Source organism: Paenibacillus amylolyticus (genome assembly GCF_050990605.1).
Lineage (GTDB): Bacteria > Bacillota > Bacilli > Paenibacillales > Paenibacillaceae > Paenibacillus > Paenibacillus amylolyticus_H.
Map to the genome: position 1 here is coordinate 5,884,603 of NZ_CP158832.1, position 23,747 is coordinate 5,908,349.

Annotated in this window: 22 protein-coding genes and 1 pseudogene; 4 read left to right on the top strand and 19 right to left on the bottom strand. The window is 46.3% G+C overall.

Annotated elements, in window-relative coordinates:
• Positions 1-16: 16 nt before the first annotated feature.
• From ABTV53_RS25860 to ABTV53_RS25910, 11 genes are all read right to left on the bottom strand, one after another.
• Entirely contained in the window at positions 17-589 is a 573-nt protein-coding gene (locus ABTV53_RS25860) for a low molecular weight protein arginine phosphatase (protein ID WP_433747893.1), read from the bottom strand.
• Between the two features lie 57 nt (positions 590-646).
• Positions 647-1,207: a manganese efflux pump MntP gene (locus ABTV53_RS25865; RefSeq protein WP_433747896.1), complete on the bottom strand. Its 561-nt coding sequence runs from the start codon at positions 1,205-1,207 to the stop codon at positions 647-649.
• A gap of 212 nt (positions 1,208-1,419) precedes the next feature.
• On the bottom strand, positions 1,420-2,619 hold the full coding sequence (locus ABTV53_RS25870) for an L-threonylcarbamoyladenylate synthase (protein WP_433754345.1): 1,200 nt from the start codon (positions 2,617-2,619) through the stop codon (positions 1,420-1,422).
• 293 nt (positions 2,620-2,912) lie between these two features.
• Complete coding sequence (gene spoIIR / locus ABTV53_RS25875) at positions 2,913-3,572, bottom strand: stage II sporulation protein R (RefSeq protein WP_433747898.1); 660 nt, start codon at positions 3,570-3,572, stop codon at positions 2,913-2,915.
• Between the two features lie 263 nt (positions 3,573-3,835).
• Complete coding sequence (locus tag ABTV53_RS25880) at positions 3,836-5,053, bottom strand: FtsW/RodA/SpoVE family cell cycle protein (RefSeq protein WP_433747901.1); 1,218 nt, start codon at positions 5,051-5,053, stop codon at positions 3,836-3,838.
• Between the two features lie 306 nt (positions 5,054-5,359).
• Complete coding sequence (locus tag ABTV53_RS25885) at positions 5,360-6,580, bottom strand: FtsW/RodA/SpoVE family cell cycle protein (protein WP_433747903.1); 1,221 nt, start codon at positions 6,578-6,580, stop codon at positions 5,360-5,362.
• An 85-nt stretch (positions 6,581-6,665) separates the two neighbouring features.
• Positions 6,666-7,550, bottom strand: coding sequence for a peptide chain release factor N(5)-glutamine methyltransferase (gene prmC / locus ABTV53_RS25890; protein WP_433754346.1), 885 nt, complete (start codon positions 7,548-7,550; stop codon positions 6,666-6,668).
• Positions 7,551-7,574: 24 nt separating this feature from the next.
• Positions 7,575-8,642: a peptide chain release factor 1 gene (gene prfA, locus ABTV53_RS25895; protein ID WP_091036276.1), complete on the bottom strand. Its 1,068-nt coding sequence runs from the start codon at positions 8,640-8,642 to the stop codon at positions 7,575-7,577.
• Positions 8,643-9,028: 386 nt separating this feature from the next.
• Positions 9,029-9,628 carry an SUKH-4 family immunity protein gene (locus ABTV53_RS25900; protein WP_433747906.1) on the bottom strand — a complete coding sequence of 200 codons (600 nt, stop codon included), beginning with the start codon at positions 9,626-9,628 and terminating at the stop codon, positions 9,029-9,031.
• Between the two features lie 167 nt (positions 9,629-9,795).
• Positions 9,796-10,896, bottom strand: coding sequence for a redox-regulated ATPase YchF (ychF, locus tag ABTV53_RS25905; RefSeq protein WP_076332544.1), 1,101 nt, complete (start codon positions 10,894-10,896; stop codon positions 9,796-9,798).
• A 121-nt stretch (positions 10,897-11,017) separates the two neighbouring features.
• A complete protein-coding gene (locus tag ABTV53_RS25910) occupies positions 11,018-11,488 on the bottom strand; it encodes a GNAT family N-acetyltransferase (RefSeq protein WP_433747909.1) in 471 nt (156 codons plus the stop codon).
• 213 nt (positions 11,489-11,701) lie between these two features.
• Here ABTV53_RS25910 and ABTV53_RS25915 point away from each other — a divergent pair, with 213 nt between their 5' ends.
• Complete coding sequence (locus ABTV53_RS25915; RefSeq protein ID WP_433747912.1) at positions 11,702-12,136, top strand: hypothetical protein; 435 nt, start codon at positions 11,702-11,704, stop codon at positions 12,134-12,136.
• Between the two features lie 82 nt (positions 12,137-12,218).
• On the opposite strand, the gene ABTV53_RS25920 is transcribed toward ABTV53_RS25915, so the two are convergent.
• From ABTV53_RS25920 to ABTV53_RS25935, 4 genes are all read right to left on the bottom strand, one after another.
• On the bottom strand, positions 12,219-12,389 hold the full coding sequence (locus ABTV53_RS25920) for an aspartyl-phosphate phosphatase Spo0E family protein (RefSeq protein WP_433747915.1): 171 nt from the start codon (positions 12,387-12,389) through the stop codon (positions 12,219-12,221).
• Between the two features lie 147 nt (positions 12,390-12,536).
• On the bottom strand, positions 12,537-12,674 hold the full coding sequence (locus ABTV53_RS25925; RefSeq protein WP_307415876.1) for a hypothetical protein: 138 nt from the start codon (positions 12,672-12,674) through the stop codon (positions 12,537-12,539).
• Between the two features lie 6 nt (positions 12,675-12,680).
• Positions 12,681-13,883, bottom strand: coding sequence for a transcriptional regulator (locus ABTV53_RS25930; protein ID WP_433747918.1), 1,203 nt, complete (start codon positions 13,881-13,883; stop codon positions 12,681-12,683).
• 314 nt (positions 13,884-14,197) lie between these two features.
• Positions 14,198-14,554, bottom strand: a complete 357-nt coding sequence (locus ABTV53_RS25935) for a hypothetical protein (RefSeq protein ID WP_307415874.1) — start codon at positions 14,552-14,554, stop codon at positions 14,198-14,200.
• A 242-nt stretch (positions 14,555-14,796) separates the two neighbouring features.
• Between ABTV53_RS25935 and ABTV53_RS25940 the strand changes: the two genes are divergently transcribed.
• Positions 14,797-15,033 carry a helix-turn-helix domain-containing protein gene (locus ABTV53_RS25940; protein WP_076253622.1) on the top strand — a complete coding sequence of 79 codons (237 nt, stop codon included), beginning with the start codon at positions 14,797-14,799 and terminating at the stop codon, positions 15,031-15,033.
• A gap of 396 nt (positions 15,034-15,429) precedes the next feature.
• On the opposite strand, the gene ABTV53_RS25945 is transcribed toward ABTV53_RS25940, so the two are convergent.
• Positions 15,430-16,698: a hypothetical protein gene (locus ABTV53_RS25945; RefSeq protein WP_339179951.1), complete on the bottom strand. Its 1,269-nt coding sequence runs from the start codon at positions 16,696-16,698 to the stop codon at positions 15,430-15,432.
• Between the two features lie 285 nt (positions 16,699-16,983).
• Here ABTV53_RS25945 and ABTV53_RS25950 point away from each other — a divergent pair, with 285 nt between their 5' ends.
• A complete protein-coding gene (locus ABTV53_RS25950; protein WP_133386110.1) occupies positions 16,984-17,469 on the top strand; it encodes a hypothetical protein in 486 nt (161 codons plus the stop codon).
• Between the two features lie 335 nt (positions 17,470-17,804).
• A pseudogene (locus tag ABTV53_RS25955) lies at positions 17,805-19,222 on the top strand (IS1182 family transposase).
• 611 nt (positions 19,223-19,833) lie between these two features.
• Here ABTV53_RS25955 and fni read toward each other — a convergent pair.
• The 3 genes from fni to ABTV53_RS25970 all read right to left on the bottom strand — a co-directional run bounded on the left by fni (position 19,834) and on the right by ABTV53_RS25970 (position 23,747).
• Positions 19,834-20,901, bottom strand: coding sequence for a type 2 isopentenyl-diphosphate Delta-isomerase (gene fni / locus ABTV53_RS25960; RefSeq protein ID WP_433747922.1), 1,068 nt, complete (start codon positions 20,899-20,901; stop codon positions 19,834-19,836).
• Between the two features lie 219 nt (positions 20,902-21,120).
• A complete protein-coding gene (locus tag ABTV53_RS25965; RefSeq protein ID WP_433747925.1) occupies positions 21,121-22,602 on the bottom strand; it encodes a phytoene desaturase family protein in 1,482 nt (493 codons plus the stop codon).
• A complete protein-coding gene (locus ABTV53_RS25970) occupies positions 22,599-23,747 on the bottom strand; it encodes a glycosyltransferase (protein ID WP_433747928.1) in 1,149 nt (382 codons plus the stop codon). Before ABTV53_RS25970 ends, ABTV53_RS25965 begins: the two co-directional genes overlap by 4 nt.

Here is a 23,747-nt window from a genome sequence, read left to right on the forward strand (position 1 = left end):
TCCCGCAGGATCAGATTTATCCCAGCTTATCCAAAAGCCGGTCCAATGCCGTCCGAATCTCAGCTGCAGCTATATTGTAATCATCACGACTTCCCCCAAACGGATCGGAGATGTCGAAACTTGGAATTCGTTGTCTAATCTCAATAGCTCGCTCACGCTCCGATGGCAGGATCTCTTGCCCAAGGGCACGTTTCATCTCCAGCGTTGCAAACAGGCTGTCCAACTCCTGAACATCACTTAATACCTGTTCATCATCCTCCACATATTCTTTCAATGTATAGGTTTTGTGGACTGAATCGGGAAAAACCTGCATGACATGCTGCTTATGACTTCGTGTTAATGTAAGAACCAGATCGGCCCAACCTACCAGATTGGAGCTAAGTTGTGTGGAATGAGGTGGACCCTCGACGTTATGATCTCTCAAAACCGCTTCCGCATGACGAGAGATTGGCATACCCGACGTTGCTGCCACACCTGCGGAGCGAACCTCTACCTGAATGCCGCGCTCCGATGCCAGTTTGCGCAAAAGCCCCTCTGCCATGGGGCTGCGGCACGTATTTCCTGTACATACGAATAAAATATGTTTCATTGTGTTAGCCTCCCCATTTTACATATGTGCGAATGATATGATATCTCAAGTTTTATTTTAAAATATAAACAAAAGTCCAAACGCAAGCAAGATTGCGCCACCAATAGCTTCGCCGTAATCCCCGAGATTCTGGCTCACCCGACGGCCTAATAGCAGACCCATAACCGACATCACCCCGCCACACAAACCGAAAGCAAGTACGGTTAAAATCAGATCACTGCTAAACATCCCTAAGGAAACGCCAACGGAGAACGAATCCACACTTACACTGAGGGAGAACAGCACAACGCCGAGCAGGGAACGGTGGTCCACCAGCTTGGTATCGCCTTCACGGAATGCATTCATAATCATATGAGCACCCAACAGAACAAGTAATCCACCTGCCGCATACGTCGTAATGTCACCGAGCAGGGAGCTGACGTATTTGCCCATATACATGCCGATGAGCGGCATGATGATATGAAATAGCGCCGTTACAATACTGATTCGCAATACATCCCGCAGCCGAATGCCCTTCATGCCAATTCCGATCCCGAGTGAGAACGCATCGAGGCCAAGCGCAACAGCCATGATCAAAATGGTTACCAACTGCCCTACATGGGCAGACACATCCCACATCCCCATACCCCCAAGTCACGTAAAGGTTCTTGTACACGATATGCGGACAAGGACCTAAACATGACCGATGAAAGGCAAACGGCGACGGATCTACTCGATGCCCATGGTGCATAAAGTTGGATTGGCGTGCCAGTGGATATGGTGGTTATGATGGTTCATTGATTGTTTTGAAAAAGAGTGCGCAGCTCTCCTGACTGTATGATCAGGAGAGGTTATGAGGGTTGCTGGTTGCCAACTTGTATGAGTTGGTTCCCTGCAGCCTTGAGCAGCCGATTCATGACGGCTGCTCCCAGCCCTTCGCGTGAGCAGGCTTCTGCCACAATATATGTGGCGCCTTGCTCATCGCAGCTGCGCAGCGCGGCGTATAGCCGGCGCGCTGCTTCCTCAAGCTCGCTGGCGTCGCCCAGCGAGAACACGGCATCGGCGCGGTACTGCTCCGCGTGCTCGGCGAATGCCAGCACCGCGGTGCGCTCTCCGCGCTGCGCCGCCTCTGCGAGGGCGGCGCTGATCCAGGCCGCCACCGCTGCGGGCGGCCCCTCCACCACGCACAGCGCCCCTGCGGGTGCGTAGTGCGTGTACTTCATGCCCGGCGAGCGCGGCGCCGGGCTTCCCACGCCAACGGCCCCCTCCGCGAGTAGCGCGGGGTCCGTGGCGACACGGGCGGCAACGGCGGACAGCTGTTCCGCCGTAATGCCGCCAGGGCGCAGGATGGTGACGATACCTTCGTCACCGACCTGCACCACTGTGGACTCGACGCCCACCCCGGTGGGGCCGCCGTCCACGATGCCGCCGATGCGGCCATCCAGATCCTCGCGTACATGAGACGCGAGTGTCGGGCTTGGCCGCCCGGAGCGGTTGGCGCTTGGCGCAGCCACAGGGCATGCTGCCGCCGCGATCAACTGCAAGGCCACCGGATGATCGGGCATGCGCACGGCCACCGTGTCCAGACCGGCGGTGACACGCGGTGACACCGCCCCCGGCCTAACCGGCAGCACCAGCGTCAGCGGTCCCGGCCAGAAGGCCGCCATCAGCGCTTCCGCTGTCACGTTCACTTCCGTGACAAGAGCATCCAACTGGTCACGGTGCGCGATATGCACAATCAGTGGATTGTCAGAAGGTCGGCCTTTGGCGACAAATACAGCCTCCACGGCTGCTGTGCTACGCGCATCAGCACCCAGGCCGTAGACCGTCTCGGTCGGAAAGGCCACCGTCTGACCTTGACGAAGGCAGGCTGCGGCCGCCTGCAAGTCGTCGAGCGCCCTTTGATGGGCGCTCCCCTTTTTCACATCCGCTAATTCAATATTACCCAATTCATGATGATGATCAGCGTTCACCAAAACGCGCACATCCCAATTGGCTGTGACCATCTCTGCTGGAGTTCCCTTGTCATGAACCTCCATGTCATTTCCCATTTCTGGGATGAATTGCACTTGCTCATTCTCTCTATTCATATATCCATCATTCCTAAACTTCATAATAGGTTGCTTGTGCACGTAAGAAATACACCTTACACTCCATGCACATCTCGTTTACTTCGCTTCAATATCCATATTCAATATAAGTAATTATAACATACCTGTCCCGCCTCGGATGCCCTTCACACTTCGCTCCAAGCATGAGTCGCCCTGTAACTTCGCTACCAGTTCATATGTAAAGGGCAGCCTCCTGAATCGAAGTCGCCCTTATTGATAGTATATATACGTTGTTATACGAACAATCCAGTTATCCAACTCCACAGTTTCACAGCCATATCCCACAGAAAGAATCTCGCTTCCGGTGTATCCCCCTGAACAGATGCCTCGGCATCTCCAGGTTCAGCCGCTGCAGCCGATACCGTTGAAGGTTTCGCCAGTGCATCCCCGGTCCCTGCATCAATGAAACACAGCGGGGGGAACAACACACACCACCAGTTCTGACCTTTGCCTTCGCCCAGCGTGATCCGAACCGCTTCATAATCTCCGGCAGGATAAACGGTACCCCCATATAGTTTGGTCGGGAACGGAACAGAACCCAACTCCACCTTGTATGCATAATGCAAGCCACGACTCTCCAGCTCTTCTCCTACTCTATTCTCAATCTCGGACAGATGCTCACGAATGACCTGGCGCGCTTCATCCAGACTTTGCGGATTCTCCAGTTCGGCTACCCAATCGCCCATCTGAGCAACAACAGCATCCCGGATCTCCCGTTTCACCAATTGATCTCCCGGTGCATCCGAGTTTGCTAGAATACGCAAGCGAATGGATTGTTCAGGAATTGCTGCGGCCGCCACAGCTGCATCCGTTTTCTGACCTTCCCACATCATGATCATCATCATAAGACATACAATAATAAGTCCAATTTGTTTTACAATTCGTCTGCTCATTCCGTTCTCCCCCTCGGCTCTCTGATCACGCGACCAGCAACTCTCTCATGTCTATCAGTATGCCCGGGAGAGACGGAAGTAAACCTAGCATATACAATAAATCTACTAAATCGATTCTATGATATACATACGCTCACCAGTCATGTTAAAAAAGGCTGATCCGCACCTGGTTACAGGGCAAATCAACCTCGTTATCCTTATGAACAATGAACAATCACGTTAGTCGCTCCACCACTGTGCTTTTCATTAAACTATTTCAGCAGTTACACAGCACTTTTCTCTTTCTTGAGCATACTCCATAAACGTTCCGATAACCGGGGCGGCTGCTCCCCCATGAGAAGTTCATCCTCCTCTTCTTGCCCGTACAACTTAATGCTCATGACCACTCCAATACAAGCCATATTAATGAGCAAAGAGGTGCCACCGTAACTGATGAACGGTAACGTAATACCTGTGAGTGGCATCAAGCCGAGGAAAGCCCCTACATTCTCAAATACCTGATACAACAACATTCCGATAATACCTACAATGATGACGGGTCCCGCGCGATCTCTGCAACTCAGAGCAATCCACACCATACGTTGAATCAGAATAAAGTACAACAGAATCAGTACGGATGCACCGACAAAGCCAAACTCCTCTGCGATCACGACAAAAATGGAATCGGAGTATGTATAGGGGACTCGTCCACTCTGAACGGATGTTCCTTGCAAATAACCTTTGCCGATGATGCTTCCTGAACCAATGGCTAAACCCGCATTTTTTGTATGCCAGGACGCTTTGGAGGTAGCCTTTTCGGGCACAAGCCAGGGATCAATTCGCTCCGCCCAATGCTCCCTTTTTATCTTTTCAAGAAAAGTAAATACTTCATCATGGTAGAACGTATAGGCTTTAACAAAGCCAAAGAAGGTCACTCCCACAATCGTCAGCACAATTAATACATGCTTCAGTCTCATATTGCCGATCCAGAATACCGCAGCCAGAATCACCACATACCCCAATGCATTGCCCAGATCATTCTGAGCCATAACCAGAGCAAATGGAATAAACGCCCAGCAGCCAATCGGCACAATATCTCTCCAAAATTGCAGCGTGCCTCGTTGTCTCTTCACAATTAAATGAGCAAGGAACAGAATCAAAATCATCTTGAACAGCTCTGCCGGTTGAAAAGAAAATTCCCCAAGCTTCAGCCAACCGTTGGCATTATTGATCGAACTGCCCAGGACATTAGCGAGAATCAGCAGTATAATTCCAAACCCATACAAATAAAACGCATAATTCACGTATAACTTGTAATTCACAAGCCCGATGACAAGTACCGCAATGAATCCAGCCACATAGAAATAAATCGTTTTGACATGGTGACTCGCCAGATGAGCATCTGTTTGCGTTCCGCTGTAAATTGCAAATACACTAATAATCATGAGCAACAGCATGATGAAGAGAATCACACCATCCATCTTTTTCAACATTCTCAACATGACTCCGTCCATCCCCCTGAATCTAGCATTCTACGATTTCCAATTAAACTCAATATTTCCATTGTATATAATTGGATGATAAAATGGAAATCAGATTGCTTCAGGATGAATATCAAACAAATCAGCGGCCTGTCTCCCACCGTAAAAAATAAAAACCCCGAAACATTCATCCCTAAGTGAATAGGGCTGATCTGTTCCAGGGTTCTGTAGTTATATAAGTTAAACTAAGGATTATTAATACTAACACTAAGATGACAGAATAAACTTCCCAACGCTGTTATCCCAGATTTTTTAATTCCGAGAACGTCATTGCTCCTGCTGGGATGGCTTGCGTCTTAGCAATTTCATCACCAGATCGGTAATACTCGGTTGTTCCGCAGAGCCAAGAATATCCTCGTTCTCTTCCGTGTGGACCTTAATACTCATCACAAGACCCATGCTGATCATGTTGATCATGATGGAGGTACCACCCGAACTGATAAACGGCAGCGTAATCCCTGTCAATGGCATCAGGCCAATGAATGGACCAATATTGACAAAGATCTGGTAGAGCAGCATCGCTATAATCCCAACAATGAGATAAGGCCCCGCGCGATCCTTACACTCCAGTGCAATCAGCACCAGCCTGTGAATCAGGATAAAGTACAGGAGAAGCAGTACCGAAGCACCGATGAAACCAAATTCTTCCCCAATCTGCACAAAGATGGAGTCAGCATAGGCCAGCGGCACCCGATTCGACTGAATCGTTGTGCCTTCCATATAGCCTTTGCCCGTAATACCGCCAGAACCAATCGCAAGCTTTGCATTATACGTCTGCCAGAGTACATCTCTTGAGGTCAACTCCGGTACAAGCCATGGGTCAAAACGATCCGCCCAGTGCGAACGTCCAATGTCATTCAGGAATTTTACAATCTCATCATGATAATGAATATATGCCTGTGTACCACCGATAAAAGCAGCCACAGCAATAATAAAACCAATGAGGGCATGCGTAAATTTAATGTTGCCAATCCATAAAAGGCCCACAAGAATGACAACATAACTCAACGCATTTCCCAAGTCATTTTGGAGCAATACGAGTAGTAATGGCGGCAAAACACAGAGTGAGATCGGAATAACATCACGTCCGAAATAGAGCGGACGATTTTTCTTTCGAGCCAAAAAGGCCGATAAAAACACAATCAGGCATAACTTAAACAACTCAGCAGGCTGCAAACTGACCCCGAAGATGGACAGCCAGCCTTTTGCACCGTAATACTCTTTACCAAAGAACATTACGAAAATGAGCAGCAGCATACCCACACCATAGATATATAAATAGTTTTTGATTATGAATTTATAGTTGATCATCGACATCCCAAAAAAGACGACGAAGCCCAAAATATAAAAGATCACCGCACTTTTTGGGAGTCCCTCCAGCTTCGGACGACCAAACGTTGTACTGTAAATGGACAGAATACTGATAACCATCAGAATAACAAGTATAAACACGATAGAATAGTCTATCTTTTTAAATTTGTGCAGCATGTAATTATGTTCCCCCAAGCATTCAGAAATCTTCGGTATATCTCATTGTAGAGGATTTCACGGGAAAAAGAAAACCCGCGGAACCTTACATTTTCGTCACCTGTTCCGAAGCACGAACACCCAGGACATGCCGCTCGATTCCGGCAAGGTCCGGTACAATGATGATTTCCAGCCAATGTCCCGCCGATTCAAGCAGATCCGCGATGTCGCGAGCCTGCCCCTGGCCTAGTTCAAAACCAATGATCTGCGGCGGTGCAGGCAGCAGCGCCAGTTGCTCCAGCATGATACGGTACGGTGCAAGCCCGTCCGGACCGCCGTCCAGTGCCATGCGCGGCTCATGATCGCGCACCTCTTGCTGTAACCCGGCGATATCTGCCGCCGGGATGTATGGCGGGTTGGACACCAGGATGTCCACCCGAGCCCCGGCGAACGGGGCCAGCAGATCGCCTTCACGGAAGTCGATCTGTACCCCGTTCGCGGCCGCATTCCGCGCGGCCACTTGCAGGGCGGCCGCCGAGAGATCCCCGGCGCCGACCTGCCAGCGCGGGCGTAGTGAAGCCATCGTCACCGCGATGGCACCACTGCCCGTGCCAATATCGACGGCGAGCGGAGCGCCGTCAGGAAACACACGGTCGGCTTCGCGCAGCACCGCCTCGACCAACAGCTCGGTCTCCGGCCGCGGGATCAGCACGGCCGGCGTGACCTCGAACGGCAGCCCATAGAATTCCTGGCTGCCGATAATGTATTGCGCCGGCTCACCCGCAGCCTTGCGCGTGACGGCGTCCTCCCAGCGGCTGCGATGCTCGCTGGGAAAAGGCTCCGGCTGCATCATGTAGTACTGGGCGCCATAGACGCCGAGTACATGTTCCAACAGCAGCCGGGCATTGTTTTGCGGCTCGTACACGCTGCACTTCTCCAAAAAAGAGGAAGCCTCCACGAAGGCTTCCCGACAGCTCTGTTCCGGCGTCATGACAAACTGCGCGCGGGTCACAGATTATTCTCCTCTATCCATCATCTCAGTCTGCTGAGCAATGGTCAGTGCAGACAAAATATCTTCAATCTCTCCGTTCATCACCTGGTCCAACTTATGCATTGTCAGGCCAATACGGTGATCCGTCACACGGCTTTGCGGGAAGTTATACGTACGAATTCGCTCACTGCGGTCACCCGTTCCCACTTTGCTCTTCCGTTCAACAGAGATCTTTGCTTCTTCTTCCATACGTTTCATATCGAAGATACGTGTACGCAGAACCTGCAACGCTTTTTCCTTGTTGGAGTTCTGTGACTTTCCATCCTGACACGTCGCCACGATACCCGTTGGAACGTGTGTTACCCGTACTGCGGATTTTGTCGTATTAACCGATTGTCCACCGGCACCACTGGAACAGAACGTATCCACACGGATGTCTTTGTCATGAATTTCGATATCAAAATCTTCGGCTTCAGGCATAACCGCAACCGTTGAAGTTGACGTATGGATACGTCCGCCCGATTCGGTTGTTGGGATACGCTGCACACGGTGTGCGCCGCTTTCGTATTTCATTTTGCTGTAAGCGCCACGTCCGTTAATCAGGAAAACAACCTCTTTGAATCCACCGAGATCATTGGTGTTAACATCCATCAGCTCTACACGCCAGCCTTGTGCATCTGCATAACGTGTGTACATCCGATACAGATCTGCCGCAAACAATGCTGCTTCATCTCCACCAGCTGCTCCGCGAATCTCCACAATAACGTTCTTGTCGTCATTGGGATCTTTTGGCAGCATGAGTACACGGATCAATTCGTCCAGTTCCTTCTGGCGAGTGCTCAGTTCGTCAATTTCCATTTTGACCATTTCGCGCATCTCATCATCCAGTTTCTCCCCCTGCATTTCCTTCGCAGCTTCGAGATCCTGACTTACCTGTTTATATTCATTGTACGCTTCATAAGTTGGTTGCAGATCGGATTGTTCTTTGGAGTATTCCCGCAGCTTTTTGTTGTCACTTGCCACATCCGGGTCACACAAAAGCTCGCTCAATTTGTCATAACGGTCGGCTAACGCCTGTAATTTATCCAACATGTATAGTCACCTCACGCATTATTTTGTCCAAACACATCACATTCTCAATTAATATTTCAATTCATCATTAATTGCATCTATAATCTATATTCCACAACGCACAGGATTCTCATTGAATCCCCTGACCGCAGCATGTATTCACATTCATGTATGATCGACGTATAACATCGCTACAACGTCATCAAATCCTTTACTTTTAAGTTATATAAAAGAAATCGCGTACCCGGTATCAAACCCGCTTTAACTCATTAAGACGAGTGTGACATTCAACCTAGGTATACGACTCTTAATTATAGCATATTCTTATGCTTCTGGATAGCAAAAGTTCATCCGACAGACAACCAATATTGCTTTATATCATAAAAGCGAAACATGATATCATTCCGCTATAATATCTCGTCCTCCAACTGTTCAAGCACAACACTCCACCACGTATCCTCTTTTGCAACACTCGCCGGATCACTATCCGTATAAAACAACCGTAGCTGCTTGATTGCTTTCTTCCTAGCTTGTGGTGAATATTTCTGCGCAGGAGGTGTAACTTCACCTCGCCGAAAAGCAGCCAACTTGGCTTGGGCTTGCTCCAGCGTCATCACACTCGGCTCATATGACCTGGAATATTCGTTGACAAATGCATCATACTTTTTTAGAAATGTAAGAAACAGGCTCAAACTGGAGTTTATTACACCATACTCACCGGTATGAACATTCAGCGTGTAGAGCAACCCCGTATCCGCTTCAAGGCCCAACAATGCGGTGATTTCATCCCATTCATAACCGATAGGAAACATGGTTTTACGTCCATCTTTCGTGCGAATGAGACCCTGATCCGTCCTTGCTTCAAAATGAATGCCCATGAGAGCTTCCTGATTCATATGGAACTGAGGTAATCCGGACAGAAGTAACAGGTCCCGTGTCTCTTGCGGCAATTGCGCAGCTTCCACAAGCGATCGGTCGTATCGAACTGTATTCTGATTCTCCATCATTCCGCCTCCTTCTGCTTCCTCATTTTTATTATATCCACCGCTGGCAAACAATCCAGCAAAATTAAAGTATGCGGAACGATCAGAATATAACAAAAGTCCTGTTGTCTTCACGGGAAGACAACAGGACTTTTGATTAACATTATATCTAATTGTAGATTGAATTGATTTTATACGTTGAAGCGGAAGTGCATAACGTCGCCGTCGTTGACAACGTACTCTTTACCTTCAAGACGAAGTTGTCCGCGCTCTTTGGCACCGTTCATGGAACCCGCTGCAACCAGATCGTCGTAGGAAACAACTTCTGCCCGGATGAATCCACGTTCGAAGTCGGTGTGAATGACACCCGCTGCGCCAGGTGCTTTGGTACCCTTACGGATTGTCCAAGCACGAACTTCCTGCACACCTGCTGTGAAGTATGTGTACAGACCGAGCAATTTGTAGGCTGCTTTGATCAACAGGTTCAGACCGGAATCCTCAATACCGAGCTCTTCCAGGAACATTTGTTTATCTTCGCCTTCCAGCTCAGAAATCTCTTCTTCAACCTTCGCACTGATCGGCACCACTTCTGCATTTTCAGCAGCTGCGAATTCTCTTACTTTTTGCACGTAAGCATTGTTTGCTACGTCGCCGATTTCGTCCTCAGCTACATTGGCTGCGTACAGAACAGGCTTTAGAGTGAGCAAGTGCAGATCGCGTATAATCAAAAGCTCGTCATCGGTAAGTTCCATGCTGCGTGCCGGCTTGTCATCATACAGAACAGCCTTCACTCTCTCCAATACTTCTACTTCTTGAGAGGCAGACTTGTTGCCGCCCTTCATGTTTTTCTTGGAGCGATCGATTTTCTTCTCAACACTCTCGATATCGGCCAGGATCAGCTCCAGATTGATCGTCTGGATATCGCTTACCGGGTCAATTTTGCCATCGACGTGTGTGATGTTCTCATCTACAAAGCAACGTACCACGTGTACAATGGCATCTACTTCACGAATGTGGGCAAGGAACTTGTTACCCAGACCTTCGCCTTTGCTCGCACCACGAACAAGACCAGCGATATCTACAAACTCAAACGCCGTTGGAACTGTTTTCTTAGGTACAACAAGTTCTGTCAGTTTGTCCAAACGCTCATCGGGTACTTCAACGATCCCCACGTTAGGGTCAATCGTACAGAACGGATAGTTTGCCGATTCGGCACCTGCTTGTGTAATTGCGTTAAACAACGTAGATTTTCCGACGTTCGGAAGCCCTACAATTCCTGCTTTCAAAGCCATGTATATGACAACTCCTCATTGATTACTTGTTCGGTATGGATAATCCTATACATTATATATGACAAACCTCAAGGCATCAAGGAACTTCGCCAATTCGACCAGCGTCCCATCCGCTATTGGTTTAACCTTTGATTTCCTTGTACATCGTCAGATCCGTTACCTCATATCCCATCTTGCGATACAGGCTGCTCGCCCGCACATTATGTCCAAACACATGCAAACCAATGCGATCCACGCCAAGACTCAAGGCCGTCTGTTCCAGCGCCTGCATCGTCTCTGTTCCATACCCTTTACCGCGGTGTGCTTCTTCAACCACAATGTCTAGCAAAAATGCATCTTTGCCACGACGATTATCCGTGATGTTAAACCAGATATACCCCACATTGCCGTCCACAGGATGCACCAGATTGTAGAGATACGCTCCGGGTGTGTTCAAGCCTTCTGGCAGATAACGTTCATAAGATTCCTCCGCCAGTTGCTGCGCCTCTTCCTCCGCCCAAGTGCCCGCTTCTACTTTTTCCTGTGCAAAATCCTTAATCGATCGAATGCGAAAACTCACATAATCTTCCTGATTCATTGAAGAAAGTTTCAATTTATTCCCCTCCTTGTTTCGAGTGATCAACATTATGTAGTATCCCTGTGCAGTCCTTTTTGCACTGCTAGTATCTTATTGTATCCTGTTCTCCTGCTTGGCGCATGAAGTAATTCTGACGATTTGAACTTCAATTTTCATATGTATCCATTTTATCTATAACTTTTGATCTCTTCCCATCGTTTATACCTCATAGGAAAGGAGTGGATCATATTGAACACACGTCGTCGATTCTCCAAAAAGAAGATGATTATCTTGTCCACTATTATAATCGTCATAGGCATCATCGCCTATAGGAGCTTGCTGAATGCAATCGATCCCTTTCGCCACCTGAGGATCACGATCCACAATCAGTCTGACTATGACCTCACCAATATTCAGGCTAGCCTGGTCCAAGGCGACAACTCGTTAAACAACAATGAGAGTGGCTCCTCCTACGTATTCGATAAGAACATTCCCAGCGGAGCAAACGTGAAATTCGCCCCGCAGCTGAAACTTGCCGGGGAGGGGGTTGTCTCCTTGGCGTTCACGGACAGTCGTGGAAAAACCTATAACAAAACGGTTTGCGGTTATACGGAATACTTGTCGGGCAATTCATACGTCACTGTAACCAATGAGAATGTCACTGTGAAAGAGGAATGTATGTAATAACGATACTTCGCTCTGTGGACTTATGTTAAAATATATGGGCGAGCGACCCGCCAAAGTTTCTCGCCCAAAGTCGATTGAATTATCCAATCGGCTTTTTTATTTTAACCTGATTGTATTGATTAATTAGATCATCCAGGACCATAGATTGCTGTATAACATGAGGATAAAGCAGATCTCCATAGTCCACCTTGAGTTGATAGAGCCTTTGTCTCGCTGCTTCGATCTGCAACTTGAGCTCACCACAATCCATATTCACCCCTCCCTGTTGTAACATTCTAGTCCATTCTGCTAATTAGTAGGAAATCAGGTGAACTCCAACACGAAAAAGCTCCCTTCAAAGTAGACAATTCACCATTCTACTTGAGGGAGCAGCTCATATTAATTTAAGAAACGCTGGTTAACTTCCCATGCCATGGCCATTAGTTGTCATGATCACTGGACGGTCTTTTTCAACGGGGATGGGTTGAGTTATAGGAACAACTACGCCTACTGCGATACTGCATGTAACTATCAATACTGCCAATTTCATCTTCATTCGTCATCAAACCTCCCGAATCATTTTTTTATATCGTAGTTTAGCTTCTTCAACTGCAAAACACCGAAATTCTTCAAATATTTTTATACACTCTAGAACACCATCTTTATTCTTAATTTTAATTACAAAATCCAAACCGTTAAGAATCAACTCAAATCCTCTGTTATAATCTTGATGTTTTAAATAGTATGTACCTAGGCCCACAAGCAAAGTACCATATTGATCATTCGTAAATTGCTCGCTGATTTTCCCAATACGGCTACTCTGTTCTTGGTACATGAAATACGCGTCATATGCTTCAAGAACTGAATCAATGTTGATATCAAACCGATTTGCCGCATTCACAATTGCACATAAAGCAGGAAAAATTTCGTTCTCTCTCTCCGAGATGTAGTTCATATAACTTGGGATAACCTCTGTTTTGCCTGACATTAATTTATATAGATAACGGTTGCCTTCTGCCCATTCTTCGAACTGACGAATAACAACATTTTCCTCGTCGCTCGGATTATTTACCCAGCTATAATCGGTGTACAACGAGACATATTGAAGTGCCTTTTCATATTCTTCATAGTAGAAACAAGCTTCTCCAAGCGCTAAATATGCGTACAAAACGTAAAAAACAATCTGCTTTTTGGGTTTAGCCTCGGGCTCTTCAGATGTTACCCCTAATTCATAATGGATCATTGCTTTTAATTTTAACTGATCAGCAAGGTCCCTCACCTTATCCCATCGGCGCAGTGAAGCATACACATTCATCAAATCATTCAATCCATCAAGCTGGTAAGGCTCGTCCAGCCGAACTACAAAAAATTCAAAATGAGTAGCCAGTGCAAGATTGCTCATCTGATCCTTGGAAAGCCCGATTGTGAACAAACGATACTGACTTAGAGCCAACCGTTCAGAATGTTGCATTTTCTCACCCTCAGCTACACAAAGGTACAAGGGCTTGGCCGCTTCAAACTTCCCTTCACGATATAACTGTTCAGCCAACTCGAACAAAAGCGGTGCATAGGAAAGATTATCCATAATTAGATTAACCGCTTCTTCCATATAATCGATCTTGCCGAGTTCGGCACAACGGTATAAAAAAGGCCCAAGTCTTCGCCAATCCGGGCTTGTATGTACAAAACACTCATTTATGTATAATTCATAGAAGTAACCCTCTGTTAAACCCATCCCGGCAGTTAGTCGATCCAACTGCTGCATGCCTATGGGACGCAGCCCGTTCAGCGTACCACTCAACGTCCCTGAGTTAATTCCCGATACCTCAGAGAATTGATTGAGTGTCATATGATTCGTTTTTAAATAGTCTGCTAAATGATCACGTATTGTGGCTACTGAGTTCAAAGGTACACCACCTTTCCAAGCAAAATTAAGCAATGGTCAATTAAATAATACTATATTTTTGAATTTAATATCAATATTTTACTTGTAAATAATTTACTTTTATTATAAAGATATTTATCTGCTTTGCTTAAAATGTTGTAAAAAATAGCCTGTAAGAGGGCTGGAGAGCCTTGTCATAGTATGCGATCAAGCATCAAATTCATATCCACACGGTCGGGAGTCCACAATAAGACATCCGTGAGAAATGTCATCGCATCCATACCACTCAATCTGTCCACGATTGACTCTAGCATCTCTCTTGCATTTCCTGTGATATGCTCAGCCAGGACTAACCCTCCAGTATCTCCATCAATATATAAATGATCTATATGTGTAACTCTCTGTACATGCCGAAGCCATAACGTACCTTCATCTACATAAATGATATAGCGCTCATTCATGACATAACCTTGGTAAATATACATTTCTCGATCTTGGTCAAAGGTGTCGAGGATTAACAAAGCACGTTCAAAATGGTTTGAGATTTTCATGACACTATTGCCCTCCCTTAAAAAGAATGAGACTCATTATTCATAATCATTATGAGAAATAACCATTAGGTAAATTTAAAACATTATTGATTTTGATTTTAAACCACAAACAATTTAACGCCAAAAGTTTAACGTCTATTGATAATATACCCAAACTTTATAACGTTTAACGATAAACGTCAAGTGATTATTTTAAAACATTTAACGTTAGGTTATCATTAAAGTGAAAGGTGGAATTGGCTATGTCTATAAAAATAAGATTGGGCGACACTTTAGATGCAGCCAGCGTCACTAAAAATGCACTGGCTAGAGAAGCAAAAGTTAGACCGAACCTTATCTATGATTTGTGCGAAGGAAAAACGAAAAGGCTTGATTTAGATACCTTGAATAATATCGTGAACACTCTACGGGCACTGACAGGAAATGACTACACTCTTAACGATGTGTTAGAGTACATACCGGATGATCACAAGGGATAAAAAAACAAACTGGACAAACATTCTCAATGGAGCGAAATGTCACTTTTAAAGAAAATCAAAAAAATCCGTCCATTTTTACTTTGGACGGATTTTTGTATTGTTACTGACTCCTGATAAATGTGAACCCGTATTTAGCCATGTTTAGTACGGCTAAGTACGAGTTCACATTATGGCACTCTGACTACGGGAGGAAACTTCATGGTAACCCAGTCAAAAGTATTTCAATTCATGCTCTCAATACGTGGTTTGTAACTACAAACCCCCACAGCGGACTTTCTCCGCCTAGTTAATCGCCATGCATGGCGCACAAAAAAAGAAGCTTAGTTAATACTAAGCTTCTGATTACGATCTATGGTTATACCAAACACTCAATGACTATACTCTGTAATTCGTTGCTTAATAACTGTTATCCGTATAAACCCCTGACATTCCTAAACCATCATAGACATAACTATATTTCGAAAAAACTTCTCCTGTCTTTGTACCATTATAAAGATAATTCCCTTTATAAATCCCTTCTACGCGAGCATAACTTTTTACTCCATTGTTTGCGATGGAATACACCAAGCCTCCACTATCACCACCGATTAGCCCACCGTACTCAGTTCTCACTAAATGCATTGGGTTTCCAGGAATACTTAGATCAGAATCTATTACTTTCAAAAGGGAAGTACCCGTACCACCTTTAGAAGTAGCATGAATTTTAACGTAATCACCGACTTGTCTATACGCCCCGGAATAATCAGTAGTACCAACGGTCATTGTACTTCCGTTAAGGAATACACTTGGCTTCACTCCTGATACATATTTCACAAAACCAGCATCATAGCTCGAACTTGAGCTATTATTTGCATTTGACATTGTACCAATAGAAGCTGATCCATCTGACAAATCATAGTATGTGCCGTTTGAACAGTGTCCTGCAGTCACACCAACATCATTTCCACTCGCTCTTCCATTAAAACCAAGACTACACACTCCCCAGGAATTTCCATCAACGTATCTTTCAATACGTTCACCTGGGAATAAATCATAAGCATTGTCTTTAATTTCAACATCGCCAACTATCCAATTAATCATATCTTCATTTAAATAGTTGCTTACAATCTCGTCCTTTTTGCTATCTAAATTCTCTTGCGTAATGTAAACATTGACTTTATTCTGTGTGGTATCGATTCCCACGGCTTCAAGGTCTAAAGATTCCGCATTTTTAAATATTTTTTCCTTTCCCTCGTAAAGTTCATTTTCGCTGTACTTTACATATTTGAATTTCAGTTTATCTGTCTTTTTGCTTTTACTCTTCAGCACTGTTTCGAGGTTATTACCCGCAAGGCTTTTAGCTTTGCTTTCGCTAGTTAGAAGTATTACATTGGTTCCATCTTCTTCGGTATACGCTCCAGCATAAGCATCTTTAAAGTTAGCAGCAATGTATTCCTGCAATTGGACACGATCATTCTGTGCCAGGGAAAACTCCTTACCCTCGGAATCCTGAGCTACCGCTACTGTATTAACTGGAGCAGGTCCGGCATCAATGGGTATTTCAAAATGATTTGAAGCAGGATTCGGCCCCCCCCCAAGTTCAGGACCATTTGCAAAAGCTGAAGAAGATAAAAGCATTATTGACATGGTAAACGTTGTAGCAATTGAGATCAGCTTTCTTTTCATTCTTAAACCAACTCCTTTTCAACAAAAAATTTCCTGGATATGCAGCAGGGGTACAACACATACCTCAACTTTTTTCCAGGTATACTTTTAATAACGTTGCTTCCAAGCAAAATGTTCCATAAAATACAAAAAATGGTATAAAATGTGTTTTATATACTTTCCGCTCTGACCGTCAGCTGGTTAGTAATGAATAAAACAATTGAAGATCTGCGCGATCGTATTGCAACATCCTTACTGAATATAGCGTCAAATATATATCAACTAATCGATCGGAGGCTGTTAAAGATGAAAACTGCGGGTATGCTGAAGTTGATCGCCCCTTTGCTCCTATTCGTTATTTCAGGCTGTTCATTTAACGAAGCGAATAATAAGCCGCTTTTCCTTCTGGATGTAGATGCACCAACTGAGGTCAAAATTAATGAACCGTTTAATGTAGAGGCCTTCTTACGGAATAAAGGTACAGATACGATTCAATTGGAGCATGGAGTAAATATGTTTACCTATACTCTTTTTGATGAAAAAGAGAAGGCTATAGATCTTGGAACAGAAAATTCGATAGTAAATGGTATTGGAATCAGCACATCCATCAAATCGGGGGGCAGTTATAGTTATGATGGTAGTGAGTATGTACCTTCGCCACAAAATGTACTAGAGTTAAAAACTCCTGGGACATATACTTTGGTAGTTCGTGCAAAGTTTAGGGCACAAATTGACGGTCAATGGAAAGATATCGAATTAACCTCCGCCCCTGCTTCATTAACTGCAAAGTAAAAAAATACTGACAAAAAGCGGATTCCGCTTTTGCATTCGGCTAGGTCACCCCAATCATCTGTCTGATTCCTGTATTTAGTTTTTTGAACAATCTGCAGGAAATGATAGGAAATGACTTTACTCTTTCAGATGTGTTAGCGTACATACCGGATGATGATGGGTAAAAAAACAAACTGTGCTAAACATTGTCAACGGAGCGTAACGCTTTCTCACTTTTAAAGAGAAACATAAAAAATCCATCCATTTTTCTTGAGGCCACTGAAAAAGTTCTAATTTAGAAAAAGGTACAGTTTTTCAAGAAAAATTGAGTTATCATGAAAAGTAGGTGAGAGCAGGTGATTCGACAACAACAAACTTTAGTCCTGAGTCCTTATGCGGTACTGTATGACATCGTCGTTCCGAAGGACAATATGCTCCGTCAAATCAGAGCTCGTGGACTTTACTTTCATTTATGAAGAACTCGAAGCGAAATATTGTTTGGACAATGGACGTAACGCCATTGATCCTATTCGCATGTTTAAATATTTACTGCTCAAAGCGATCTTTGAACTGTCTGACGTAGACATCGTTGAACGCTCGAAGTATGACATGTCGTTTAAATATTTTCTCGGTATGGCACCGGAAGATTCTGTTATTGACTCCAGCTCTCTGACCAAATTCCGGAAATTGCGATTGAAAGATATGCTCATTGGTAAAACGGTGACGCTTGCGATCGAGCAGAGTATTGTGAAGAGCCCTGCCATTATCGTCGATGCTACGCATACAAAAGCGCGCTACAACCAGAAGTCACCGCAAGACATTCTACAAGACCGTGCGCGGAAGTTGCGCAAAGCGATATATACCTTGGATGAATCAGCCAAAACCAACAAGCAAAAAGCTCGAAGATGAAATAGAGTATTGCCAGAAGCTTGTCACTTTCGTTGAAACCGAATCTGGGATCGCACAAGTACCGAAAATTCTAGAGCCTCTGAACCTGCTGAAAGAAACGATCTCAGATGACGTCGAGCAACTTCGCCTGGCAGCAGACCCCGACGCACGAGTGGGACACAAGAGCGCAGACTCTGCTTTCTTTGGATACAAAACACACCTGGCCATGACTGAGGAGCGGATCATTACAGCGGCCGTTATCACAACAGGAGAGAAGAATGATGAAAAACAATTACAGGAATTAATCAAATAAATCAAAGCGGCTGGCATGCAGGTGAAGACCGTCATTGGAGACGCAGCTTATTCCGAGAGGGATAATATTGTATACACCCACAAAAATGAAATTGCACTTGTAGCGAAATTGAAGCCACTGATTACGCAAGGAAACCGTAAAAAGGAAGATGAGTTTCTGTTTAACAAGGATGCAGGGTTGTATGTGTGTCCAACTGGGCATATGGCCGTCCACAAGGCTCGGCAAGGCAAGAAAAGTATCGGTAAAAACCAAACAGATACTTATTATTTTGATGTAGAGCGATGTGTGCGTTGTGCACTGAAGGGAGGTTGCTACAAAGAAGGTGCGAAAAGCAAGACATATTCCGTTTCGATAAAATCGGAAGAACATTCCAAACAAATGGCATTTCAAGAAACAGAATATTTCAATAAGAAATCCAAAGAGCGTTACAAAATTGAAGCGAAGAACAGTGAACTTAAGCATAGACACGGGTATGATATAGCCACATCCTCGGGTTTACTTGGCATGCAATTACAAGGTGCAATGGCCATATTTGCTGTAAATTTAAAACGAATATTGAAGTTAGCAGAGTAAGGAGAACAGAGAACACAAGCGAATAATGCCAAAAAAAGAAGACATCACTCCCAATACTTGGGTGTAAATGTCTTCTTTTTTGGCTAAACGTTATCCACTACTTGAAAAAGTAAAGTTCTTCAGTGGCCTCATTTTTCTTTGGACGGATTTTTTGTATTCTCATAACTTCTAAATTGTATTAAAACAAAAAAAGTCTTACGTACTTATCCATGCTAAAGCATGAGATAGACAAGACTTTGTAAGGATTTGATTATATTTGGCACCCCATATACAGAACCAAATATAGATGACACAAACAGAGTTGAAACGAGGAATTTCAATCCACGCACTGGTCTGGCGTTTGAAATCCCGTTCGGCATGACTTCAATCCACGCACTCCACGGAGTGCGACTGCGAAAAAATACGTAATAAAGTCATCAAATTCAAACATTATCACGTATTCTCAATCATTATACCAAATTACAGAAAAGTTTGTGATAAAAAACATCCTTCAACGAACACATGTGTTGCCAAAAGGTCACGAAAACGATGTTTTCGACAAAATTCGAGGTGCGAATCCCCCAAGGAAATCATGTGAGCTTGGGGTTCGCACCTGCATTTCCACCCTCACTCTACCGCCGTTCCACCAGACGTGATGTCTGCTTCAGATCCTCAATCCTACCTGCGCCAATGCCAAACATCACGGTACGCAACTCGAATTCCACCTGTTCCAGGCGCTCATTCAGCGCATCATCGGAAGCGACTGCGGATTCGAGCAGAGATCGGCCAAAACCAGCCAGGTCCGCGCCAAGCGCGAGGGCTTTGGCCGCATCCACGCCAGTGTACAGTCCACCGCTGCCGATCAGGGCACCAGTAGGATTCAGCGCTCGTACTTCCTGAATACACTCCGCTGTGGGAATGCCCCAGTCGGCAAAAGCTTCCGCAGCCGCCCGGCGTACCGGGTTATTGTTGCGGTACTTCTCCACCTGTACCCAGCTTGTGCCCCCTGCTCCGGCTACATCAATGAACGCGACACCCGCTTCATATAGGCGTTGAGCCGTTACGCCATCGATGCCAAAACCTACTTCTTTTACGCCAACAGGTACATCTAGCTCACGACACAAGTTCTCAATCCGTTGATATAAGCCGCTGAAGTTGGTATTGCCTTCCGGCTGAAAGACTTCCTGCAACGTGTTCAGATGAAGTACGAGCATGTCCGCACCCGCAATATCTACCGCACGCTGGAAATCAGCTGTTGTGAAACCATAGTTCAGCTGCACCGCGCCCAGGTTGGCAATGACCGGGATGTCCGGTGCCCAGCGCCGTACATCGAAGGTACTCGCCAGTTCCGGCTGTTCCACGGCAGCCCGGATCGAACCTACGCCGAGCGCCCAGCCTCTGGCGTTTGCTACTCGTGCGAGGCGCTCATTGATGGCGCCCGTTGTTTTGCTTCCACCCGTCATCGAACTGATGAGTAAGGGTGTGCGCACTTTTTTGCCAATAAACGAAGTCTCCAGATGCACCTCTTCAAAATCCAGTTCCGGCAGTGGGTGATGACGAAACGCATACCGCTCCATGCCGCTGGTTACCCCTTCTCCTGCCACATTCTCCTCAAGACAGAGGCGCACGTGCTCCAGCTTCCGTTCTCCCGTAGCCACTTCGGGAAGCAGCCGTTCGCCGGCTCGCTCTTGTTCATTCATGATGAGACCTCCTATGTGAGAATCGTGCGGATCGACAGGATAACCTGCCTGTTCCTAGCTTTTATGTATATAAGTCTTTTGTATAAAAGACACAACATTTAGTAAATAAGCATTACAGCTCAACTCTATCCAGTATAACGTTCCAAACCAGCTATGGAAAGGATGCCCCGACACATAATGTCTCACTTAAATCTCGGAGCACCACGATCTTATGCCTACTTATCTCAAAATTTCCGATGCCAGTCGCTCACCAACAAGCTGCCCGGACAACGTCACAATCGGTGTGCCGCCGCCTGGATGCGTTGTTCCGCCAACATACCAAAGTCCTTGTACATCTCTGCTTCGGTTGCCCGGTCGCATGAAGGTCTGTTTCACGGAATTGGACGAGATACCGTAGATCGATCCTTGATGCGCCAATGTATCCCGTTCGATATCTCGCGGCGTGTATCGGATCAGCACATCCGATTGGTTCAACCCGGTAATTCCCCGCGCTGCCAATTGTTCCAGTACAAATGCACCGTATCGTTCCGTCTGCTGCTCCCAATTCCATGAATCCGACAAGTAGGGGGCATTAACCAGAATGAACAGATTGCTGGCTCCCGCCGGAGCCATGCCTGCTTCCGAATAACCGGAATAACAGATGTAGATCGTGGGGTCGTCGGGCATTTTGCGATCAAGGAAAATATGGTCAAACTCCGGTTCATAACGTTCCGGGAAAAACACCGTATGGTGCAGCAGTGCATCATATTGTCTTCGCACACCCGCCAGCGTCACAAATCCCGAAATGGATGGCTCATACTTCCGTATGCGGGCATCGCTCATCTCTTTCCGATGTTCCGGTGCGAGCAGCAGTCGATTCACGCTAAGCACATCGCCATTGGCAACCACCTGATCAGCTTCGCGGAAGCCTTGATCCGTATCGACGCCAGCCACTTTGCCATTCCGAACAACAATCTGCCGGACCTCTATGCAGGTAATGATCTGCACGCCTTTTTCCTGTGCCAGACGAGTCATGCCTTCGATCAGTTGATAGGTTCCACCTTTAACTCCGTAGATGCCCACCTCTGCTTCCACATGCCCCATCATGGCAAAGATCGAAGGCGATTGATACGGCGATGATCCCACATAGGTCGCGTACCGTCCGAACATAGCCAGCGTATGCGGATGCTGGAAATACGAACGCAGCAGCTTATCCAGCTTCACCGTTGGCCGCACACGGAGCAGGCTGCGCAGCATTTGGAGATTGTATTTGTCAGAAGGAGACAGCAGCAACTTACCGAGAAAATGACGATTGGCTTCCGCATACAGTGCAGCAGACTCATCCATAAATGCATCATAACGAGCCGCATCCTCTGGACTGTACGCCGCGATCTGCTCTTTCATCCACCCGCGATCACCTGACAAATCTACCACTGTGCCATCTGCAAATACATTACGTGTGCGCGGCTCTAACTCATATAGCTGTACGTAATCTTCCATTGTTACACCCGCATGGTCGAAGACGGAACGAAAGGTGGATGGCATCGTGATCGTGCTTGGTCCCCGGTCAAAATGATACCCGTCCCGCTCAATCTGCTGCAGCTTGCCACCTACGTGTTGCTGCCTTTCCAGAATGGTCACCTGCACCCCTTGTGAAGCCAGTCTTATCGCACACGACAGACCTCCGAATCCTGCACCGATTATAATGACGTTACCTCTCAACTGTACCGCCTACCTTTCCATACATACCCCTTGCCGGAACGGCCTGCCTGCCAGGAAGCAAGTCCAATGGCAATGACACAGGCCATGCTGACCGGTTGCAGAAATGCAAGCCACCAGGGTTGTCCGCCAGCATGATCCGCTACTCTTTTCACAGCCATACCTAGTAATGTTCCTATCAGTCCATACAGCATGGGCACCAAACTACCCGTCATGAGTCCAATAATCAAGCCCAGCGGAGGCACAATATACATTAGTGTATACATCAACATCGTGCCAAGCAGCAGTACGTCTTTGCGCCCCATACCTTCATACATGTTTTTTTTATATCCGTTCCATACTTCTGCCCCGTTCTGATACATGCGGGTATTGGTGACGTCATGCACGTCGGTCAGCATCACCGGATGACCTGCACGTTTAACCGCTTTGGCAAGACTCATGTCATCCACCAGATGTGCCTGAATGGCAGCATGACCGCCGGAAGCCTCGTAACTGAAGCGATGAATCAGCAAAAAAGCCCCCGTAGCGGCCACAAACATCGGACTGGATGATCTGCGGATCATGAAAATGGGCAGATGACTGATGATGGTGAAGACCATCATGGGCACTACAAGCTTCTCCATCCATGTCTTTGTTACCTGATAAGGAAAACCCGTTACCAGCCCCCCGCTCTGCTCACATCCTGCCGCGAGAGTCTGCCGAATGGCACTTGGCTCCAGACGCACATCCGCATCCACGAACATATACCATTCTCCCTCGGCTTCCTGAACCAGCCTGTGACACGCATGGGATTTCCCCATCCAGCCCTCGGGAAGATCAACACCATGCAATAGACGCACACGCACATCCCGATCCGCAATCGCTTGTACCATGGCTGCTGTCTCATCTTCGGAGCGATCATCCAGCACCAGCACTTCCATCCGGAATCCCGTTGTATTACTCGCGAGTACACTTTCAAGACATCCTTTGATATGTAGTCTTTCATTTCTGGCCGGAATCAGTACCGAGACCAGCAGGTCTGGTGGTTGTATCCTGTCTGGTCGGGATGAACGTACTTTGGGCAGACAGGAGACGTTCCATAGAGCGAACAGCAACTGTATGCCCAGTATGCATGTAAGCACAATCCAGAATATTTCAGATGCATTCAT